Genomic DNA, 20,937 nt, shown 5'->3' on the forward strand with positions numbered 1-20,937 from the left:
CCCCCTTGCAGGGGCCGGGCGCGTTTGTTGTCACGCCACGAGGATGAGGACCTTTGACCCATGACGAGGCTTTTTCAGGCACAATAGATACGTGCGTCCCTTTGATCCTCGCTTGTTGCGTTATGCCCGCTCGGCGCGCGGCCCCATCGCTGTGACGGCCCTCTTAGGGACGCTGACTGCGCTGTTGGTTCTCGCCCAGGCGCTTCTCATTTCCGCAGCACTCTCCCCCGTCGTCTCGGGCACCGCGTCCCTCACCGACGTCTGGCCCTTCATTGTGGGAATCGCGGCCGTGTTTGCCTGCCGCGCGCTGATCGTCGCCGCCCGTGAGGCGGTGAGCACTCGCGCGGCCGCCGCCGCGGTGAGGGAGCTGCGCGGACGCGTCGTGGATGCGAGCGTCACGCTGGGATCTCGTTGGAGGGCGACCAAGGGCGCGGAGACGACGACCCTACTGTCGACGGGGCTCGAGGATCTGCGTCCCTACTTCGTCTCCTTCCTGCCCCAGCTTGTCCTCGTGTGCACGGTGACCCCGGCGGCGCTCGGCGTCATTCTTCTGCTCGACTTCTGGTCCGCGCTCATCGCTCTCCTCGTCATCCCTCTGATCCCGATCTTCATGATTCTCATCGGGCGTTTTACGCAGGCAGCCTCGGAGGACAAGCTCGCGTCGATGAAGCGCCTGACCGCCCAGCTCCTCGACCTCATGTCGGGCCTGCCCACGCTCCGCGGCCTCGGCCGCGAAAAGGCACCGCGCACGCACCTGCACGCTCTGGGTGCCGCGAATACAAAGGCTACGATGGCCACGCTTCGCGTCGCGTTCCTCTCGGGCGGCGTGCTCGAGTTCCTGACGACCCTGTCGGTGGCCCTCGTCGCCGTCGAGGTCGGCATGCGCCTCGTTTTCGGCAACATTTCACTGTTCCACGGCCTCGCTGTCATCATGCTCGCGCCCGAGGTTTTCGAGCCCCTGCGCCAGGTCGGCGCACAGTTCCACGCGTCGGCGAACGGCGTGACGGCGTCGAAGGCAGCGTTCGACATCATCGAAGAGGCCGAGGCCGTGGACTCCCCCGGAACCGACGAGTGCCCCGACATGGCACGCACCGACATCGTTCTCGATAGCCTCGGCGTGCGTGCGCGCGGCGCGTGGGCTCCGGCTCCGACGAGCGGCGTCATCGCGCCTGGCATCGTGACGGCGCTGTGCGGTCCCTCCGGCACGGGAAAGTCGACGATTGTCCTGTGTTTGCTGGCCGACATGACACCGGATGCAGGTCGTGTCCTGCTGCGGCCGTCGGCGTCGTCCTCCGAAAGCGGTGAGTCCGTCCTGTCGGATATCGATCCCGCCGCGTGGCGTCGCCAGATCTCGTGGGTGCCCCAATCCCCCACGCTGGTTCCCGGTACGATCCTGGACAACATGGGCGATCTGCCTCTCGACGACCTGAACGATGCGGCAGCGGCAACCGGCTTCGATGAAGTCTTGGCCAGCGCCCCGGACGGGTGGAATACCGTCATCGGCTCCGGCGGCGTCGGCCTGTCCGTTGGACAGCGCCAGCGCCTCGCCCTCACGCGAGCCCTCGCCGCACACTCCCAGGTCGTTATCCTCGACGAGCCCACAGCACACCTTGATGCCGTCAGCGAAGAGACCGTCGTGCGGGCTATCGACGCGATGCGGGACGCGGGACGCACCGTCATCGTCATCGCGCACCGCGCAGCCATGATGGAGGCAGCTGATGCTGTCATCGACGTTCGCTCGGCCGCTGACGAGGAGGCACGCGCATGAAGTTCTTTCTCACCCGCGCTGAATCCGCTGCGTTGCGCCGATGCATCTCCATGCTCGACGTCTCGCGCTCGGGTTTCGCTCTGTCGTTGCTTCTCGGCGTCACCGCCCTCAGCGCCGCAATCGCTCTCGGCGGCACCGCCGCCTGGCTCATCGCACGCGCGTCCCAGCATCCCCCGGTGCTCTACCTGACGGTCGCTGCGACCTCGGTTCGCCTCTTTGGTGTCTCGCGTGCCCTCGCACGCTACCTGTCACGCCTCGCTTCCCACAAGGTGGCGCTGACGGGCATGGATAGCCTGCGCAACAACCTCTACGACGTGTTGGCTGCGGCCCCCGGAACGAAGCTTTCCACGCTGCGCCGAGGCGATCTCATGACCCGTGCGGGAGCCGACGTTGATGAGGTCGGCAACGTTGTCGTCAAGACTCTCCTGCCAGCTTTTGTCGCGGCGATCGTCGGCGTGGGTACGGTCGGTGTCATCACGATCATCTCTCCGGCGGCCGGCATCATCCTCGCGATCAGCCTCGTCGTTTCGGGCGTCATTGCCCCGGTCCTCATCGCCCGCTCGGTGCGCCTGGCTGAGAGCCAGGGAGCCGATGCGCGCACCGACATCGCGGCGACCTCGCTCGCGATCCTCGAGGGTGCCACCGAGCTGTTCATGGCGGGCACGTTGGAGCGCGCGCGCCGCTCTCTCAGCGAGTCCGAGGCTGCCCTGAGCGCCGCTCTGGCCCGCTCGGCGCGCCTGTCCGCGTTCGCGCGCGGCCTCGACGTATGCGCGATGGGCGTTGCGGTGATCGGCGCCCTCCTGATCGGGATCCCACAGACGACCTCGGGGGTCCTCGTACAGGTCCTCCTGGCCGTCATTGTCCTCGTCCCGCTATCCGCCTTCGAGGGAGTCGCCGAGCTGACGCCCGCCGCCGCCCAGCTCGTGCGCAGCGCCCAGGCCGCGACGCGCATCTGTTCGCTCCTGGATGAGGAGACACCGGCGCAGCCCCACGACATTCCGGAGGGAGCCACCGTCATCGAGGCACGCGATCTCGCCATCGGTTGGCCGGGCGGGCCAACGCTCGCAACGGGTATTTCGCTGACGCTACGCCCGGGATCGTCCCTCGCGATCGTCGGGCCCTCGGGCATCGGTAAGACGACGCTGCTAGCGACCCTCACGGGCATCATCCCACCTAAGTCGGGCAGTGCTCTGATCAACGGCGTTCCCGCATGGGGAGCCGATCGCGACCAACTCACCTCACGCATCACGATGACGGCGGAGGACGCACACGTCTTCGCCACCACCATCTACGAAAACCTGCGGGTCGCGCGCGCATCCCTTACCCGCGACGAGGCCTCGGAACTGCTGTCCCGAGCCGGCCTCGCGCAGTGGGTTCAGTCCCTGCCCGACGGCCTCGACACCGTGATCGGCTCCGGAGGCACAACCGTGTCCGGCGGAGAGCGCCGCCGCCTGCTCATGGCCAGGGCTCTCGCCGCGCCCGCTCCGATCATGGCTCTCGACGAGGCCTCCGAGCACCTTGATGCGGCGACGGCCGACCGCCTCATGGAAACGCTCCTGACGCGCTCACCCGAGCGGGCTACCCTGGTGGTCACCCACCGCTTGAGCGCCCTGGACCAGGCCGACCACGTCATCGTCTTGGCTGCGCCCGAGCCCGGCCAGTGCGCGACGATCGCCGCGCGCGGCACACACGACGAGGTCCTGCAGGCCCTCCCCGCCTACCGCTGGGCCCTCGACCAGGAGGAACAATGAGCACCGACTCCACTGACTTCACGCTGCTGCAAGCTGCCCTGGACCTCACCAGTTCCCTGGACTTGAAGGCGGGCCTGCAGAACTTCGTGGACCAGGCCTGCGCCTTGACGTCCTCTCCGCACGCTACGCTCTCAGTCCTGGACACGTGGGGGGCCACCACCCTGCAACTCGAGTTCCACGAGGACGGTCCAGTCCCCGAGGTCCCCGAGTCTCTCATGACGGCGATCCCTGCGAGTGTGCCTCTCCTCGTCAACTCGCCGTCGGATGCACCCGACCTCGATCTGCCCGCTTCCACTCCCCCGTTCCTGGGTGTCTCGATCCTCGTACACGAGCAGGTCTACGGACGCCTGTACCTGTGCGGGAAGGCGGGCGGGTATTCGTCCGCCGATGCCGCTGTCCTCAGCGCGCTCGCACCCGCCGCTGGCATCGCCGTTGAAAACGCGCACCTGTACGCGGACTCCAAGCGCACCGAGCGGTGGATCAGCGCCTCTCAGTCGCTGACAACCACCATGCTGGAGGGCGCCGATGAGGAGGAGGCGCTCGAGCTCATTGCCAAGACCGTGCGCGAAGTGTCCCACGCGGACACCGCCATCATCGTCCTGCAGTCCGTGGGCGACAAGTGGGCTGCCGAAATCGTCGACGGCAAGAACGCCTCCAGCCTGCTGGGTTTGACTTTCCCGCCCGAAGGCCGCGCGATGAGCGTGTTGCACGAGGGTACCGGCATGATCGTGGACTCGATGTCGCGCGCGCAGACGATGCGTGTCCCCCAGCTGGCTGCCTTCGGATCGGCCCTGTACGCGCCACTGCGTTCGCGTGGCGTGTCGTCCGGTGTCCTCATTCTGCTCCGTCAGATCGGCGCACCCGAGTTCGACAGCTCCGAGCTTTCGCTCGCGGAATCCCTCGCTTCCCAGGCCACGCTTGCCCTTGAGCTTGCATCGGCTCGCCACGCTCAGGACGTGGCCGCACTGCTGGACGAGCGCGACCGCATCGGGCGCGACCTCCACGACTTTGCCATCCAGCAGCTGTTTGCGACCGGCATGGCCCTGGATGCAGCCAAGCAGAAGGTCGCTGCAGGCCAGACGGACCCGGCTGCCCTCGAGTCCCTCATCGATTCTTCGCTCGCTTCCATCGACGAGGCCGTGCGTCAGATCCGCACGATCGTGCACAACCTACGCGAGCGCGACAAGGCCGTCGGCCTGGTGGAGAGAATCCGCCGCGAATCGTCGCTGACGCGTTCAGCCCTCGGTTTTGCGCCCTCGCTGCTCATCACGCTTGACGGCAACGCCATCAACTCGGACCTGGATAACGAGCTCGTCGTCATCGACGAGTTCGACGGGCGCGTCGACCCAGACCTGTCCGACGACGTCGTCGCCATCGTTCGCGAGGGCCTGTCGAACATCGCCCGCCACGCACACGCGACCGCCGCCACCGTGTGCGTCGACGTATCCGGGCGGGGCAAGTCCGGGCGGGTGCGCATCACGATCACCGACGACGGGCGCGGCATCGATCCCGCGCGCACGCGCAACTCCGGCCTGGCCAACATGGCGGAGCGGGCTCGCCGACACCACGGCACCTTCGATACCGTTTCGGGCGGTGAGGGAGGCGGAACCAGGCTAAGGTGGATTGCTCCGTTGGAGGGCTAGGGCGCCAACAATTGTCCCAAAGGAATCGGCTGGCGGGGGGGTGACGCATTCGCGTCACCCCCCCCGCCCTATCTGCGAGCGCGCGGGCGCGCTCTCATCGCCGGGTCACACGATCCACTTGCCCGATGGGTCGAAGTAGTACGTGCGTCCATCGATCTGGCGGCTGCCCGTGTACATGTTCCCGGCGGGCCCGAAGTAGTACCAGTCGCCGTCGATGTGTCGCCATCCCTGCGCCATGGCCCCCGAGGGGTCAAAGAAGTACCAGGTGCCGCCCGCCTGCTTCCATCCCGTCACCATCGCGCCGTTGCCGGCGAGCAGGTACCACGAGCCTCCGTGCCTGAGCCAACCGGCGTGCATCGCACCGGAGGGTTCCATGTAGTACCAGACGCCATCGTACTTGTGCCAGCCAGTGGTCATTACTCCGTTGGCGGCGAAGAGGTACCAATGTCCGTTGATCACCCGCCATCCGGTCGTCATGACGCACGTGCCCGGCTCAAGATAGTACCAGTTGCCGTCCGTCTTGATCCAGCCGCTCACCTGAGCTCCCGAATCATCGTGGTAGTACCAGACGCCCTCCCAGTAGACCCAGCCGGTCAGCATGTATCCCCTGTGGTCGAAGCGATACACGCTAGAGCCCAGAGTGAGCACCTCGTTCTTGGCGTATCCGCCCTGGCTGATCTTCCACCACCAGCCGACGCCGTCGTGCATCCACGTTCCGACCGTGTGATCCACCTCCGGTGCGGGGTCGGGTGCGGGGTCGGGTGCGGGGTCGGGTGCCGGGTCGGGCGCCTCAGCCAGGGCGAGGGTCACGAGACCCGATTCGGCAACCCCGGCCTCGTTGATCGCCATCACGCGGAACACCGATCCTTTGGTCTCGCCGTCAACAGTGACGGTGAGCTCGGGCCCGTTCTCCTCTTCCAGGATCGCCCACGAGTCAGAGCCTTCACGCTTAACCTGCCAGAACAGGGTAGGCGTCGGCTTTCCGGTCGCCTCGGCCTTGATGGTGACCTGCGTGCCTTCCTTGGCCGTCACGGTGCGGAAGGCTCCGTCGCCGGAGATCTGCGCGTCCTCCGCCGGGTCGGCGGTCACGGCCAGCGGCTTGATGACCGGGGGCTCCTGCTCCTGAGGATCCGGTGCTGGCGCGGCGGCCGCGAACGCCTCGACTTCCGCGAGCGCGAACTCACCGAGCTCGGTGGGCTGCATGACGCGGATGTAGCGGGCCTCGAATCCCTCGAAGTCGACGGCACTGGGGCGTGCTCCCACCCCGTCGACCTTGATCACGTGGACGCCGTCGACGGCACCGGCCGTCTCGGGGTTGAACGCGGAGGAGAGTCGCTCGGTCGAGGCGATGACCCAGTAGTCGTGGAGGCGCTGATCGCAGGGGGTTCCCTGGCAGTTGTCAGAGGAGGAGCGGTTCCAGACATTGACGACCCCGAGCGGGTGGGTCTGGCCGAGGTCGACCTCCCACCAGGGGTTCGCCTGCCTGCCGGTGTGGGCGACGGACCCGTTGTCCCACACGCCGTCGGTGTTCCCGTCAACGGCGCGCGAGGCGACACCTCCCCAACCCATCGACGACATGGACGCCGTCTTGTTGAGGGCGAGGTTGTCGGATCCCTTGGCGACGGTGAGCGTCGCACGCTCCGAGGTCGTGGACCCGTTAGCGTTCGTGGCGACGGCGTAGAACTGAGAGCCATCGTCCGCGAGCGTCGTCGTCAGCGTGTACATGGCGCTCGTCGCACCATCGATCGCCGTTCCCTCGGTCGCGCCCTTGGGAATGCGGTACCACTGGATGGTTGGGGCCGGGCGGCCCGAGGCGACGACGGTGAAGGTCGCGCTCTCCCCCTCCTTCACCGACACCGAGGATGGGTCCGTGGCGATGACGGGGGGCTTGGTGGCCGCGTCCTCTCCGTAGACGTGCACGGTCGCGCTGACGGAGCTCATGCCGATCGGATCGGCGTAGTACGAGGGGTGGGCGAGCTCGAGGCGCAGCGGCGTAACCTTGCCGGGTTCGAGGGTGAGTCCCTCGCCGACCTCGCCCGCTTCGATCTGAGCACCGGTGGCTTCGATGGACTTCTCGCCGAGGGTGATCTTGTAGGTGGTGTCGGCAGAGAAGTTGCCGGAGAACTTCAGGGTCAGGTCGGTGATGGCCTTCTCGCCCTTGTTCACCAGGTACGCGTCGAACGCCTGGGGGCCGGAGTAGCGCATGGCGGAGGCGCGTGCGAAGAACTGCTCGGCGGAGATGGTCGCGCCGTCAACGGCGGTCACCGCCTGGGTGGGAACGTAGGTAGGCGGGGCGTCGAAGCTGACCTTGATGACGGGGCGCAGGTTCGGCTCAGGGTTGTCGCCGGACATGGTGACCGTCAGGGTGGCGCCGTCCTGCGTGTACTCCAGGGAACGGTCCGTGCCGTCGACGCTCACGCCGGTGACGTGTCCGCCGACGCTGGGAAGGGTGAGGGTCTTACCGGGCGACCACAGCTCGGGGAAGAAGTAGAGGTCGTTGCCCTTGGTCATGACCTTGCCCCAGGAGGGCGCGGGGTACCAGGTCGGGCGCGCCCCCGTGATGGCGTCGGGGTGACGGCGCATCCACTGTCCCACCTCGGTGACGACGCCGGCGTCGAACGCGTCGATGGTGCCGTCTCCCTTGGGACCGATGTTGTAGGCGAACTGTCCGCCCGAGGCCACCGTGCCGATGAGGTTGTTGACGAGCTCGCGTTCCTTGTAGCTCTTCGCACTGTCGTTACGGTTCGCCCACGAGCAGTATCCCCAGCAGGCGGGGAAGATCGAGCGGATCGACTCCCAGGGACCCATGTGGAAGTCCGTGGTCACGGAGTTGTCACCGCCGACCTCGAAGTCACCGGCCTTGTTCCACACGCGGGAGTTGACCATCGTGGCGGGCTGGAGCTCGTGGACCCACTGGGCCATGCGCTGCGATTGCTCGGCGGTGGGACCGCCCATGTCGAACCAGAGCTCGGCGATCGGCCCATAGTTGGTGAGAAGCTCGGTCAGCTGAGGCTTGATCGTCCCCGTCATGAGGTCCTCGTCGATGGGGTTGACGTTGCCGTAGGGCTCCGGGGTCTGTTTCGTCCAGTCGATGATGGAGAAGTAGAAGGCCATCTTCACGCCGAGTTTGTTGCACTCGGTGGACAGCTCCTTCATCGGGTCCTTGCCGTAGTTGGACGCCTTGACGATGTTGTAGTCCGTCGTCTTCGTGTCCCACATGGCGAAGCCGTCATGGTGCTTGGAGGTGATCATCAGGTAGGTCATGCCGGCGTCGTGGGCCGTCTGACAGATGGCCGCGGCGTCGAAGTTGGCCGCGAGGTCCTTGGCCTTGGCGAGGTAATCGTCGGTGGGAATCTTCTCCCAGGCCTTGATCTGCTCGGGGTATCCCATGCCCTGACGGTGGCCGTTGTAGTAGCCGCCGTAGACGGAATAGACGCCGAAGTGCATGAACATGCCGTACTGGAGTTTCTGCCAGTTGGCGATCTTTGCGCTGTTGCTGAGGGGGACCGCTGCGGGGACGCCGGTGGGCGCTTCTGGCGCGTCGGCAAAGGTTGGGGCACTCATGGGTGCGAGTACCAGTGCCGCGGCAGCCGCGCAACCGGCAAGCGTTCGCTTGAGGTTCACGGGGTGTCCTTTCAGGGGGTGGTGGTGGACGACAGTGTCCGTCCTCTACGGTGAGGATGAGGGGAACGTTACCCCATAGGGCTTTTTCATAAACCAGTTTGATAGTAGCTTTCTCATAAATCGAGGATTCCCCTGATTAATGGACAACTTAACCCGCAGGATAAATACGACGACGGGCGCACATACAAGCCGAGCGGGCCGGATAATTCCGACCCGCTCGTGTTCGTCTCGCCCCTTCCGGAACGAGGCAGTGGCTCAGTTACGCCAGGACGCCGCCCTCTGCCCGGCCACCCACGCGGCCACCTGCGTGCGGCGCTGCAGGCCCATCTTCGACAGGAGAGAGGTGATGTGGTTCTTCACGGTCTTCTCCGCGACACCCAGCTTCTCGCCGATCTCACGGTTCGACAGGCCATCGCCAATCAGGTCTAGGACCTTGCGCTCCGACGGCGTCAGGTCGGCGGTCGGATCCTCGTGATCGACGCGGCGACGCGTCAGAGTACGCTCGTCGAGCAGCACGCGACCGTCGGCGACCGCCTTGATCACGTCGGTGATTTCCGCCCCACGCACGGTCTTGAGGATGTACGCGCGTGCACCCGCTTCGAGGGACTCAGCCAGGGCCTCATCGTCATCGAAGGAGGTGAGCACGACGGGGAGGATCTGCGGGTGGGAGGAACGCAGTCGATTCATGATGTCGATGCCGGTGCCGTCGGGCAGCTGCAGGTCCACCAGGATCACGTCGGGACGCACCAGGTCGGCGCGACGCACGGCATCAGCAACGGATCCGACCTCGGCGACAACCTCGAGGGCGTCGTCGCGGTCGACGATCTCGGCAATGCCACGTCGAACGATCTCGTGGTCGTCAATGATCATGACGCGCGTACGCGCGGACGTATTTTCACTCACGTGTTGATTCTAACCGTCGGGAGGGCAAACGCCCTCGTGTACTTACTACTTCTCGGGAGACAGGCGGCTCATCGCATCCTGCGCGGCCGCGTTCTCCGCGTGCTTCTTCGACGAGGCCTGCCCCGAGCCGATCGGATCGGGGCGCTCGGAGACGAAAGCGCGGGCCGTGAACACGCGCTGGTGGTCCGGCCCCTCCCCCTCGACCTCATAGGAGACCTCGCCCAGGCCATGAGCCTGCGAGTATTCGATAAGGATCGTCTTCCAATCCTGGTGCTGGCCGCGCGAGGGGGCGTCCACGAGGAGGAAGCTCAGGCGCTCAAGGATGACCCGGCGCGCCTCTTCCAGGCCGCTGGTCAGATAGGTCGCGCCGATGAGAGCCTCGAAGGTGTCGGATAGGATCGAATCCTTGTCGCGTCCCCCGTGCATCGACTCGCCCTTGCCCAGGAACACGAAGTCACCCAGGCCGATCCGGCGGGCGGCGGCAGCCAGGGGCTGCTGGGAAACGGTCGCGGCACGCATGCGCGACAGGTCCGACTCGGCCACGTCCGGGTACTGCTCGTAGAGCTTCTGCGCGATCACGATCGACAGGACCGAGTCACCCAGAAACTCGAGGCGCTCGTTATTCGCGATGCCCCCGGCCTCGTTCGCGTAGGAGCGGTGCACGAGCGCCAACTGCAGGAGCGGGGCGTCGATGCGGGTCCCCCACGCCTCCACCAGCGCCTCCGTGTCGGTACGCGGAGGAACGGGCAGGTGCTTGGCACGACTCATCAGGATCGCCCCGGCTCGGCGTCGTTGCCCAGCAGGGAGGCCAGGGAGGCCAAGCGCGGGTCGACGACAAAGTGCTCATGGTCGGAAGGCAGATCAGCCCACTTCTCGCCGCAGACGTCACACAGGCCCGCGCAGTCCTCACTGCACAGCGGGCGCGGATCCACGAGGGGAACGATCGCATCGCGCAGCTGCGTCTCGATGTCGACGGTGTCGCGCTCGCCGATGACGAACAGGTCCTCGACCTCCTCATCGTCCTCGGAGGGGGTCAGGGCGGGCGCGTCAGCCTCGAAGTAGACCTCCGCGCTGGAGACGTCGTGATGGTCGCGCACCTCGTCGAGGCAGCGCACGCACTCCCCGATGAGATCCACGGAGGTGGCAAGCTGGACGAGCACGCCGTCCTCAACGCTGGTGAAGTCCACGGACACGTCCAGGGGGACGCCGGGGACGGCCGACATGGAGGGGGTGCCCAGGTCGTCGGGGGTCACCCACACGAGGTCCTGGTGCAGCGTCGATCCCAGGGCGCGCGGCAGGCGCGCCAGGGACAGGGTCAGGGAATTGTCACTCATTGGTCAGATCCACATCGGTGACGTCGACGCCGCGGCGCTCCGCGATCGTGCGACGTCCAGCGTCGGTGCGACGCGCGAGGTCGGAGATGAGGTGGGCAAGCTCGTCCAACGAGGAGGCCACGTAGTCGTCGGCGCCTTCACGCAGGGAGGCTGCCGAGCGCTTGGCCTCGGAGACGATCTCGCGGGCGCGATCCTCGGCCATGCGCACGATGTTCTCGGTGGAGATGATGCGGGCGGCCTGGGCGTTCGCGTCGGCGATCGTGGCCTCGGCATCCGAGCGGGCCTGCGAGACGAGCGCGGTGGCCTCGTCGTTTGCGCGCGAGCGGGTGCGCTCGGCTTCTTCCTCGGCGTCGGCGAGGATCTGAGCCGCGCGCTCGTTGGCCTGATCAAGGATCGAGGAGGCGCGCGAGTTTGCCTCGGCGATGCGGGTCTCGGCGGCTGAATCGGCGCGTCCCAGGACGGCGTCCGCGTCGGCGACAACGGCATCGGCGGCCACGAGGTCCTCCGGCAGAGCCTCGCGGGCTTGGTCAAGCAGGTCGAGGATCTCGGCCTTGTTGACCATGATCGAGGCCGACAGGGGCACCGCGCGCGAGGACTCGACGAGGTCCTCAATCTGGTCGAGGGCGGCGATCACGGTGGAGGGACCGTAGACGGTTTCCTCGTTCCACTCGTCCTGAGTCTGGTTGTCGGTCGTGTCAGCCATGGCTGCCTCCTGCGTCCCACCGGGCATTATTCAGCTTCTATTGTCGGTCAAAAATCGCTCAATCGCTGGAGGAACATACCGAGAAATATCCTTTTTCAGACCCACGAGTTCGCGCACGGCGCTTGAGGAGACGTGTGCGAGGGTCGGACGGGTCGGAATCCACCAGGTGTCAACGCCCCCGATCTCACGGTTGAAGACCGCCTGGGGGGCCTCGTAGTCCACGTCGATTGAGGAGCGCACGCCCTTGACGATAAGCGTGGCTCCCAGGCGCGAGGCCTCGTCCATGGTCGCGCCCTGCAGGAGGACGACCTCAACGCCGCCGAGGTGGCCGGTGGCTTCCCGGATGAGCCTGACGCGCTCTTCGGGGGCGATCAGGCCGCGCTTGGCGGGGTTCACTCCGACGCCGATGACGAGTCGGTCGGCGATGGCGCAGACACGCTCGGCGACGTCGAGGTGCCCGTTCGTGAAGGGATCAAAAGAACCGGGGAACAGCGCGATCATCGGTCTTCCTCCTCCTCGCTCGACGAGGCCTGGGCGTCCTCGAGGGACTGCGCACCGTCGGCGGTTTCATCCTTAGGCAGGGGCGGACCGGCGAAGTAGGCGACGGTTTCGCCCCAGGTGCGCTGGTCCTCGAGGACGAGGAAATCCGGCCACGTGGGAGCAGGCGCGCGCGTAGAGCGTTCGACGACGACGAGGGCATCGGGAACAATCCAGGGGCCAAGGGAGGCCAGCACCGTCGTCATGTCCTCTTCAGCGATGTCGTAGGGCGGGTCGATAAAGACCAGGTCGATGTCTCCCGCGAGCGCTTCCCCGTTGCGCGCTCCCAGGTAGGTGCGCGCGTCGGCGGTGACGACGCGGGCCGGCAGCCCCGTCGAGCGAACGTTCGCAGAGGCGACGCGGGCGGCGGCCGAGGCCTTTTCGACGAGGGTGGCGTGGGCGCCTCCGCGCGACATAGCTTCGAGTCCGAGGGCGCCCGTTCCGGCGTAGAGGTCGAGGACGGTCGCGCCGTCCAGCACGTTCATGTGGTCCAGGCGCGAAAAGAGGGCCTCGCGAACCCGCTCGGAGGTGGGACGGGTGCCGGACTTGGGCACGGCGAGGGTACGCCCCTTGGCGCTGCCTGCGACGATTCTGGTCATACCCCTACCCTACCGGGCGCACCTCAGGAGCGTTGCATCCACTCGATCTGTCCGTCCGATGCGGCGCGCAGCGCCCGGGCGAGATCCGGGTGGCGCGCCAGCATCGGGTCCTGTTCCAGGAGGGTTTCGGCTTCGCCTTTCGCACGGCGGATGAGCGCCTCGTCGCGGCGCACCGACAGGAAACGCAGGTGGGTGGCCGTGCCCGACTGGCCGGCTCCAAGCACGTCGCCTTCCTTGCGCAGGCGCAGGTCGGCCTCGGCGAGCTCGAAACCGTCGGTCGTGTCCGCGAAGGCCTGCAGGCGTGCTCTGCCCGAGTCCGTGAGTTCGTGTCGATGCATGGCGATGCACAGCGAGGGCAGGGAGGAGCGTCCGACGCGGCCTCGCAGCTGATGGAGCTGGGCGAGGCCGAATTGTTGGGCGTCGAGGATAACCATGAGGGTCGCCTCCGACACGTCGACGCCGACCTCGATGACGGTTGTGGCGACGAGGAGGGGGGCGCGCCCGGTGGAGAAATCCTCCATGATCTGCGCCTTCACCGGCGAGGGAGTGCGTCCCGTCAGCTCGTGGATGGCGATGCCGGACAGGGCCGGGTGGGAGCGAAGGTACGCGGCGACCTCCTCGACCGATGCCAACGGTCGTGCGCCTTCTTCCTCGGCGTCGGCAACGTCGTCGGAGGCGTCGATGCGCGGGCACACGACGTAGACGCGACGCCCCTGGGCGATCTCCTCTGCGGCCCGCGCCCACGTGCGCTCCACCCACGCCGCGTTCGCACTGTCGGCGAGGTAGGTGGCCACGGGGGTGCGCCCCGAGGGCATGCCGCTCATACGCGTGTCGTCGAGATCTCCGAAGACCGTCATGGCGATCGTTCGCGGAATCGGAGTCGCGGTCATAACGAGCTCGTGAACCGCGCGCCCATCCTCACGCGCCCCGCGCAGCGCGGCTCGCTGCTCGACACCGAAGCGATGCTGCTCGTCGACGACGACGAGAGCCAGGTCCGCGAAACGCACGCTCTCCTGGAAGAGAGCGTGGGTTCCCGCGACGATGAGCGGCTCTGCCGCGTTCATCGCGCTTTGAATCTCGCGGCGGGCGGCTGGCGTCGTCGAGCCCGTCAGCAGGCGAACGTCCGGGTCGTCCGCCCCCAGGGGCTCCAGGAGCGCCCGCAGGGAGGCGGCGTGCTGCTCCGCCAGGACCTCGGTCGGAGCGACGAACGCCCCCTGGTGACCGGCGGCAACCACCTGGAGCAGCGCGCTCAGCGCGACAACGGTCTTCCCCGATCCCACGTCTCCCTGTAGGAGCCGCTGCATCGGCACCTCGCCGGCCAGGTCGGCCCCGATCTGGGCAACGGCCTCGCGCTGTGAGTCCGTGAGTTCAAAGGGCAAGGACGAGCGGAAACGCTCGCACAGCGGCGCGTCGATCGGCGAGGCCAGCGCCGCCGCGGCCCGAGCCCCCCGGCGCTGCGCGGCCAGCCCCACCTGGAGGACGAACGCCTCGGCGAAGGCCAGGGCCTTACGCGCCTGCTGATAGTCCTCGTCCGTCTCCGGCTGATGCAGGGCGCGCAGGCACTCGGCGTGGGAGGCGAAGCCAGCGCGCTCGCGGACGTCAGCGGGAACCGGGTCGGGCACATGAGCGTCGTCCAGGTGGTCCAGCACCATGCCAATTGCTCGGGCGATCGCCCACGAGGCCAGCGATCCGGTCGCCGGGTAGATCGGGATGGGGCGCGACGCGATACGCTCGATGTCCTCCCCGCCCACGCCCTCAAAGGAGGGATGGGTGAGTTGCAGCTTGCCGCGGTAGGCCCCGACCTTGCCGGCGAAGAGGAACGACTGCCCCGGCGTCAGGAGACGTTCAATGGGGGCGAGCTTGTACTGGTTCTTCGCGAAGAAGGTCGCTGACAGGAACTGAACGCCGTCGGTGAGGGCAACTTCCAAGCGCACGCCCGAGCTGGATCGGTTGGCGACCAGGTGTGCGCCTGCGACCTCAGCGAGGATCGTCACGTCCTCGCCTTCGCGCAGGGAAGACAGCGGCGTGAGGCGACCCCAGTGGTAGTAGCGCCGCGGCGCAACCAGTAGCAGGTCGCCAACCGTCGCCACACCCGCCCCCTCAAGAGCCTTCGCCGTCTTTTTCGGCAAGCGCAGGGACAGGGGGACGTCGAGTGCGCTCACGAGGCGCACCCCGCGACCAGGCTTGGCCCGCTCTGCCCGCCGTCCCAGGTCTCCAGGTCGATCGTCGACGACGCGTCGCGCGTGGAGAGCAGCTGGCGAACGGTGGCCACGGTGTAGGGGCCGTCGTCGTCGCGCGAAATAAGGAGGCGCCAGGAATCACCGCCACTGCGTGAGGCTTCGGCCAGGGCCTCGGCGATGCCCTCCGGGTCGCCGCCAGGAGGCAGCGGGGCGCTCGCGCACGAGGCGAGAGCGTCGTGTGCGCCGTCGCGCAGCATGCGTGCCAGCGTCGGAGCGGCCTCAACACCACCCGGCTGGGGCACGAACAGCGGGGCGCAGGCTCGCGCGACCGCGAGGACGTCGAGGTCATCGCGACTACCCGCACGCAAGATCGCCGGAACACCCGGGGCAGGCGAGGGCAGCACCGAGGCCACGGTACCGACCAGGGAGGCACTGGCCTCGTCGCACGTGGCCACGAGAGTCACGCCCGTGCGCGAGGTCGCCGCCGACACGATGCCCGCGGCATCCCCAGAGCACAGGTCCAAGAACACCACCGCTCCTGCGCGTGCGAGATCTTCGACAAGGCCGGGGGCACTGGTGCAAGCAATGACGCGGGCACGCTCAACGCGGCGCATAGGTCGGCGCTGCAGCAGGCGCACACCGCGGTGGCTCAGGCCCTCATCGGCCAGCTCATCGATACCGATCTGCGCGTCCGGGCGTGCGTCGCAGACCTGGAAGCGAATAACCTGCCCCGAGGTGGGATGCGCGGCCAGCGGCGCGGAGGTGTCGACGTGCAGCCTCCACTCCCCCATGCCAAAGAGATCAACCCTGCCCACGTAGGACAGTCGCGCCCCCAGGCCACCAAGGCGAGCGAGCAGCGCGTCCAGGTCCTCCTGCGTACCCTCCAAGATGATGTCGACCGTAAAGTCGCGGCCGGGCGGAGGGGGGGCAGCCTCGGGCGCACGCGAATGGCGCTCCGCGAGGTCGGCCAGCATCGCAGTAAACGACTGAAGGATTCCGGCGTCACCCCGCATCGAAGCGTCGATACAGGCCAAGACCAGGGCGACGAAGGCGCCACCGGGGTCGATACGCCCCGTCGCCTCGTTCGTCGCCTCAACGAGGCCGATCTGCGCCTGGGAAGAGAAACGAGAGAAAACGTCTTCGACCTCCGGGAGCGTCGCCCCCAGGTCCTGAATTTCGCGCACCGCCCCGCCGAGCATTTCCGCGAGGGCATCGGACCACTCGATGGAGGAGGCCACGGGGCTCAGGGATGCGGCGATCATGCGGCGCAGCACGACAGGCGTGACATGATGCTCGTCCCCGAGAGCACCGGCCCACGCCTCGAAAAGAGCTCCGAGGGCCATGCCGCTGTGCCCAAGGCCGCGGCGGATAATCGTCTCCACGGCCGCTTCGAGCGCGTCGCGCAGGTGAGCACGCGGGTCCAGGGAGTCCATAGCGGCCTCGAGCGCAGCCATCGTCGCTGCACCATTCGACCCCGTGTCACAGTCCGCCCCATCCCATCCGTCCAGGTCATCAAGGAAAGGCGCGAGCCTGGCGGCCTCCTCAGCCCCGGCGCGACACGCCTCGATAATGACAGATGCATTCAGATCCATGACTCCCCTTTCAGCCCCTCCCATTGTCCCTGCGCGGCTCGGTGTGTGCGACCTGACACGACCCAGATCGGCTGCGACTTGTTGAAAGCGTGGTTCGTCCGCTATTCTGTCATGGTTGCCTTCGGTTCAAGCACCGAAGGATGCGTTCTCCGCAAGCGCGGAGACAAAGACTGAACTGGAAGACATACCGAGGAGAACATCGTGGCTGCCGTTTGTGACGTGTGCGGTAAGGGACCCGGCTTCGGCAAGAGCGTGTCGCACTCGCACGTTCGCACCAACCGCCGGTGGAATCCGAACATTCAGCGCGTTCGCGCCCTTGTCAATGGGACGCCCAAGCGCCTGAACGTCTGCACCAAGTGCCTGAAGTCCGACAAGGTCGCCCGCGCGATCTGAGTCGACACTGACGTAACGCCGGAGGGGCAAGCCAAAAGGCTCGCCCCTCCGGCGTTTATCTCATCTACTCCCCCATTACTTGCGCCCCGCGCATGTACGGGTCAGCGCCTGCGACTTCTCGTCGCGGGCGCTGACCCGTACCTTGTGTGTCTGGATTCCCCATCCGCTCTCAGGAGGCGAAGCTCAGAGCAGATCCGCGGCCAGGTCGAGCGGGGTTCCAAAACGGTGGTTCGTAATCGAGACCGCCTGTTCGCGCAGGAATGGCAGCAGCTCCGAGTGCGGCCAGGCCGTGACGGCACCCGTGTACAGGGCAACATCAGGGCTGCCACTGCTCGCGCGGGTTGCGTCCGCCCAGCGCTGCTGCGAGCTTTCATCGCGCGGCCCCAGGACACGCACTCGCATGCCCAGGCCGCCGGAGTTCGCCACCATCGCCAGGCGAGAATCCCACGAGTGCGCGTCTTCGACCGTCACCTCGATATCCCAGCCCTCCAGCAGCTCCCGGATGGTAGCCGGAAGCTCATCGGCAACGGATAGCCCGATGGGGCCACCAGCGAGGATGCCCGCTGCCAGCACACGCACGGTGTCGGCGAGGGCAGTCCCGCTCCCGGCGCGCACGAGGACCGGCGTGGAACGGTAGCGCAGGACATTGCGTTCGCAGGCCATGCCGGTAACGTCGCGGTTGGCTCCGTAGTCGGATGCCCAGGCAGCGCCATCGGCGGCGACGGCACGGCTCAGTTCGGCCGCATCATCCGCGCTCAGGTGAGGACCGGCCGCACGACACAGGGCGAGCACACTCGGATCGAGCGTCTCCACGGAATGACTGGACTCCCCCGCCATCGCATCGCGGTCGGGCTCGACCTCGCCCAGACCCAGCAGGTAGGAGGGACCGCCAGCCTTCGTCGTTGACCCGATCGCGGAGCGCTTCCAGCCGCCGAAAGGCTGACGGCGAACGATCGCGCCGGTAATCCCACGGTTCACGTAGAGATTGCCGGCCTCGATGCCCTCCAGCCAGGTCGCCAACTCACCCGTGTCGAGAGTATGGAGGCCGGAGGTTAGTCCGTAGTCGACCTCGTTGACGGCCTCGATCGCCTCCTCGAGGGTGTCGACGCGCATGACGCCGAGGACGGGCGCGAAGTACTCGGTCAGGTGGAACTCGCTGCCGGGCTCCACACCCGCGCGGATGCCCGGGGTCCACAGCCCATCACCCAGGTACCGGGGCTTGAGCACCCAGTGCTCACCCTCTCCCAGGGTGGTCAGGCCTCGCACGGCCTTCTCGTCGTCGGGGACGACAACCGGGCCAACCTGCGAGTCCAGGTTTGCCGGCAGGCCCACGCGCAGCGAGGCGGTCGCATCCACGAGCTGGCGAGCGATGCGGCTCGAGCGCCCCGCAGATCCGACGAGGATCAGCAGGGAGGACGCCGAGCACTTTTGTCCCGCGTGCGCGAAGGCTGAATGAACGATGTCGCGCACCGCCAGATCAGGGTCAGCGGACGGCGTGACGATGATGGCGTTCTTGCCGCTCGTCTCGCCCAGCAGGTGCATGTCGGGCTTCCACGAACGGAAGAGGCGAGCCGTGTCGTACGAGCCCGTCAGGACAACGCGATCAACACCCTCATGCGTCACCAGGTAGCGCGATACGTCGCCGTCCTCAAGCGGGGCGAGTGCGACCAGCTCGCGGGGGATCCCGGCCTCGTGGAAAGCCGCAACGAGTTCCGCGGCACAACGCTTGGCCGGCGGGGCCGGCTTGAGGATCACCGCGCTGCCCACCGCCAGAGCAGCGGCGACGCCACCCACGGGAATGGCCACGGGGAAGTTCCAGGGCGAGGCAACGACGGTGACGTTCACGGGCACGAATCGGGCACCCGCCATATAGGTCTCATCGGAGAGCTGCAACGAGGCCTCCGCGTAGTGATGACAGAAGTCAATCGCTTCGCTCACCTCGGGATCGGCCTGATCAATGGTCTTGCCTGCCTCAGATCCGGCGACCTCGATGAGCTCGCCCCGGCGCGCGGCGAGGACATCGCCGACGCGATGCAGTGCGGCTGCGCGCTCCTCGGGGTCCAGGGCCTGCCAGGCGTGCGCCGCCTTGGTGCTTGCCTCGACGAGGGCGTCGACCGCCTCGTGTGTATCCAGAGCCTGCGCGCCGGCACGCACGGCCTCCACACCTCGCGTCGAGGCAGGGATGGCCGCAGCAATCTCACGGGCCCACTGGCGGTTGGCCGCCAGGGCGGGATCTGAATCCGGTTCGGAGACAAAGGGACGACGCGCGCGCTCGGCGAGGCTCCCCTGCTCAGCCGGAACCCCGGCCTTACGCTCGGCCAGACGATCCTGGACGCGGTTGGGAACCGGCAAGGGGGCGTCCGGATCAACGTCGGACAAAGCCGCGAGGAAACGGTCGCGTTCCCGGGCGAAGATGTCCTCATTCGTGGCGATGTCGAAGACCCCGGACATGAAGTTCTCAGGTGCGGCGTTCTCCTCAAGGCGGCGCACCAGGTAGGAAATGGCGACATCAAACTCTCGGGGGTTGACGACCGGGACGTACAGGAGCAGGGAGCCGACATCGCGACGCACGACCTCTTGAATGCCTGTGGCCATGCCGGAAAGCATCTCGAACTCGACGCTGTCCTCGACGCCGCGCGCTGCCCGCAGCTCGTAGGCGAACGCAATATCGAAGACGTTCTGTCCGGCCACTCCCAAGCGAATCGCCCGGGTCCGCTCCGGCGTCATCGCCCAGTTCAGCATGCGCTTGTAGTTGGTGTCGGTGGCCTGCTTGGACGGCCAGGTCGTCAGCTCCCAGCCGTGAATCTCGGCGTCCACCTTCTCCATGGACAGGTTCGCACCCTTCACGATGCGAACCTTGATGCGCGAGCCACCCGCGTCCACGCGTGCGCGCGCCCACTCCTGGAGACGCTGGAGCGCACCGAGCGAATCGGGCAGGTAGGCCTGGAGGACGATGCCGGCCTCATAGCCACGCATATCCGGCTGGTCGAGGATGGCGGTGAACACCGCGATCGTCAGGTCGAGGTCCTTGTAGTCCTCCATGTCGAGGTTGAGGAAGGTCCCGTTGTCGCGAGCGAGGCGGTAGAGGGGTAGGAGCGCGTGAACGCCATGGTCGACAACCTCCTCGAAGCCCCACGGGTTGTGGGGGCCTGTCACCGCAGAGACCTTGATGGACACGTAGTCGACATCCTCGCGGGTCACGAGGCGCGAGACCTCGGCCAGGCGATGAGACGCTTCCTTCTCACCGAGGACAGCCTCGCCGAGGAGGTTCACGTTCAAGCGGTGGCCGCCCTGACGCAGGCGGGCGAGCGCGGGCCCCAGGCCCTTGTCGGTTGCATCGACGACGAGGTCGCCGACGATCTCGCGGAATACACGACGGGCCACCGCCGTCACCGTGCGCGGGGCGAGGAGCGATGCTGTCGAGCCGAGGCCCATCGCCGCAGCCAAGGCCGGGGGCAGGAAGTTCTTGCGGCCAGCCGACAGGCGCTTCATGGCTGCGCTGGCTACGTCCAGGTCCGCGGGGCGCACGACGTCATCGACGAATCGGGTCGTGAAGGTGAGTCCCTCCGGATCGGCAAGGATACGGGACAGGAGTTTGGCCGATTGGGGGGTAGGCTCATGGGCCGACTCGTCGGCCCAGCGGCGGGCCCGAATAATCGCCCGCTCCCCCAAGGCCCATAGGTCATCGGGGCAGCGTCGAGCGCTGGCATCGTGGTGGGACGGGGTGGGAACAGCGGCGTTCGCCATGCGTAGACCTCCAGACGTGGATGAGCGACGGATTCTCAGCCTCGCGCGGAGCGTCAACGCTGGACACGCTCGGCAAAACTCCCGACGTTGTGAAGCATGATATTTTGTCCATCGTAACGCGTATAAGGCTCACCTGTGCGGGCATCCCATGACGACGCGACAA

General features: G+C 67.0%; 14 protein-coding genes. 4 read left to right on the forward strand and 10 right to left on the reverse strand.

The window, feature by feature from the left end:
• Positions 1-91 precede the first annotated feature (91 nt).
• The 3 genes from cydD to ACTODO_RS07010 are packed head-to-tail and all read left to right on the forward strand — an operon-like array spanning position 92 to position 5,162.
• Positions 92-1,768 carry a thiol reductant ABC exporter subunit CydD gene (cydD, locus tag ACTODO_RS07000; protein ID WP_034512271.1) on the forward strand — a complete coding sequence of 559 codons (1,677 nt, stop codon included), beginning with the start codon at positions 92-94 and terminating at the stop codon, positions 1,766-1,768.
• The gene (cydC, locus tag ACTODO_RS07005; RefSeq protein WP_003792644.1) at positions 1,765-3,519 is read left to right on the forward strand and encodes a thiol reductant ABC exporter subunit CydC; all 1,755 of its coding nucleotides are present in this window, start codon (positions 1,765-1,767) and stop codon (positions 3,517-3,519) included. Before cydD ends, cydC begins: the two co-directional genes overlap by 4 nt.
• Positions 3,516-5,162 (forward strand): sensor histidine kinase, encoded by a 1,647-nt coding sequence (locus tag ACTODO_RS07010; RefSeq protein ID WP_003792645.1) that lies wholly within the window; start codon positions 3,516-3,518, stop codon positions 5,160-5,162. The genes cydC and ACTODO_RS07010 overlap by 4 nt, the downstream gene beginning before the upstream one ends.
• Before the next feature lie 105 nt (positions 5,163-5,267).
• Here the strand turns inward: ACTODO_RS07010 and ACTODO_RS07015 are convergent, their stop codons facing one another.
• From ACTODO_RS07015 to ACTODO_RS07055, 9 genes are all read right to left on the reverse strand, one after another.
• The gene (locus ACTODO_RS07015) at positions 5,268-8,786 is read right to left on the reverse strand and encodes an alpha-L-fucosidase (RefSeq protein WP_034512274.1); all 3,519 of its coding nucleotides are present in this window, start codon (positions 8,784-8,786) and stop codon (positions 5,268-5,270) included.
• A gap of 255 nt (positions 8,787-9,041) precedes the next feature.
• Positions 9,042-9,656 (reverse strand): response regulator, encoded by a 615-nt coding sequence (locus ACTODO_RS07020; RefSeq protein WP_003792647.1) that lies wholly within the window; start codon positions 9,654-9,656, stop codon positions 9,042-9,044.
• A 78-nt stretch (positions 9,657-9,734) separates the two neighbouring features.
• A complete protein-coding gene (gene rnc, locus ACTODO_RS07025) occupies positions 9,735-10,457 on the reverse strand; it encodes a ribonuclease III (RefSeq protein WP_003792648.1) in 723 nt (240 codons plus the stop codon).
• A complete protein-coding gene (locus ACTODO_RS07030) occupies positions 10,457-11,023 on the reverse strand; it encodes a YceD family protein (RefSeq protein WP_003792649.1) in 567 nt (188 codons plus the stop codon). The genes rnc and ACTODO_RS07030 overlap by 1 nt, the downstream gene beginning before the upstream one ends.
• Positions 11,016-11,726 carry a F0F1 ATP synthase subunit B family protein gene (locus tag ACTODO_RS07035; RefSeq protein ID WP_034512278.1) on the reverse strand — a complete coding sequence of 237 codons (711 nt, stop codon included), beginning with the start codon at positions 11,724-11,726 and terminating at the stop codon, positions 11,016-11,018. Before ACTODO_RS07035 ends, ACTODO_RS07030 begins: the two co-directional genes overlap by 8 nt.
• A gap of 30 nt (positions 11,727-11,756) precedes the next feature.
• A complete protein-coding gene (gene coaD, locus ACTODO_RS07040) occupies positions 11,757-12,227 on the reverse strand; it encodes a pantetheine-phosphate adenylyltransferase (protein WP_003792651.1) in 471 nt (156 codons plus the stop codon).
• Positions 12,224-12,862, reverse strand: coding sequence for an RsmD family RNA methyltransferase (locus ACTODO_RS07045; RefSeq protein ID WP_003792652.1), 639 nt, complete (start codon positions 12,860-12,862; stop codon positions 12,224-12,226). The genes coaD and ACTODO_RS07045 overlap by 4 nt, the downstream gene beginning before the upstream one ends.
• Before the next feature lie 23 nt (positions 12,863-12,885).
• Positions 12,886-15,033: an ATP-dependent DNA helicase RecG gene (locus ACTODO_RS07050; protein WP_003792654.1), complete on the reverse strand. Its 2,148-nt coding sequence runs from the start codon at positions 15,031-15,033 to the stop codon at positions 12,886-12,888.
• Positions 15,021-16,634 carry a DAK2 domain-containing protein gene (locus ACTODO_RS07055; RefSeq protein WP_003792655.1) on the reverse strand — a complete coding sequence of 538 codons (1,614 nt, stop codon included), beginning with the start codon at positions 16,632-16,634 and terminating at the stop codon, positions 15,021-15,023. The genes ACTODO_RS07050 and ACTODO_RS07055 overlap by 13 nt, the downstream gene beginning before the upstream one ends.
• Positions 16,635-16,835: 201 nt before the next feature.
• Between ACTODO_RS07055 and rpmB the strand changes: the two genes are divergently transcribed.
• Positions 16,836-17,027: a 50S ribosomal protein L28 gene (gene rpmB, locus ACTODO_RS07060; RefSeq protein WP_003792657.1), complete on the forward strand. Its 192-nt coding sequence runs from the start codon at positions 16,836-16,838 to the stop codon at positions 17,025-17,027.
• A gap of 183 nt (positions 17,028-17,210) precedes the next feature.
• Here the strand turns inward: rpmB and ACTODO_RS07065 are convergent, their stop codons facing one another.
• On the reverse strand, positions 17,211-20,774 hold the full coding sequence (locus tag ACTODO_RS07065; protein WP_003792658.1) for a bifunctional proline dehydrogenase/L-glutamate gamma-semialdehyde dehydrogenase: 3,564 nt from the start codon (positions 20,772-20,774) through the stop codon (positions 17,211-17,213).
• Positions 20,775-20,937 lie beyond the last annotated feature (163 nt).

Origin of the sequence: Schaalia dentiphila ATCC 17982 (assembly GCF_000154225.1) — a bacterium.
Taxonomy (GTDB): Bacteria; Actinomycetota; Actinomycetes; order Actinomycetales; family Actinomycetaceae; genus Pauljensenia; species Pauljensenia dentiphila.

What these genes read in the sequence shown, in the direction of transcription:
- cydC (WP_003792644.1), top strand. Translation starts at nt 1,765, where the DNA reads ATGAAGTTCTTTCTCACCCGCGCTGAATCCGCTGCGTTGCGCCGATGC.
- ACTODO_RS07010 (WP_003792645.1), top strand. Translation starts at nt 3,516, where the DNA reads ATGAGCACCGACTCCACTGACTTCACGCTGCTGCAAGCTGCCCTGGAC.
- ACTODO_RS07020 (WP_003792647.1), bottom strand. Translation starts at nt 9,656, where the DNA reads ATGATCATTGACGACCACGAGATCGTTCGACGTGGCATTGCCGAGATC.
- rnc (WP_003792648.1), bottom strand. Translation starts at nt 10,457, where the DNA reads ATGAGTCGTGCCAAGCACCTGCCCGTTCCTCCGCGTACCGACACGGAG.
- ACTODO_RS07030 (WP_003792649.1), bottom strand. Translation starts at nt 11,023, where the DNA reads ATGAGTGACAATTCCCTGACCCTGTCCCTGGCGCGCCTGCCGCGCGCC.
- ACTODO_RS07035 (WP_034512278.1), bottom strand. Translation starts at nt 11,726, where the DNA reads ATGGCTGACACGACCGACAACCAGACTCAGGACGAGTGGAACGAGGAA.
- coaD (WP_003792651.1), bottom strand. Translation starts at nt 12,227, where the DNA reads ATGATCGCGCTGTTCCCCGGTTCTTTTGATCCCTTCACGAACGGGCAC.
- ACTODO_RS07045 (WP_003792652.1), bottom strand. Translation starts at nt 12,862, where the DNA reads ATGACCAGAATCGTCGCAGGCAGCGCCAAGGGGCGTACCCTCGCCGTG.
- ACTODO_RS07055 (WP_003792655.1), bottom strand. Translation starts at nt 16,634, where the DNA reads ATGGATCTGAATGCATCTGTCATTATCGAGGCGTGTCGCGCCGGGGCT.
- ACTODO_RS07065 (WP_003792658.1), bottom strand. Translation starts at nt 20,774, where the DNA reads ATGGCGAACGCCGCTGTTCCCACCCCGTCCCACCACGATGCCAGCGCT.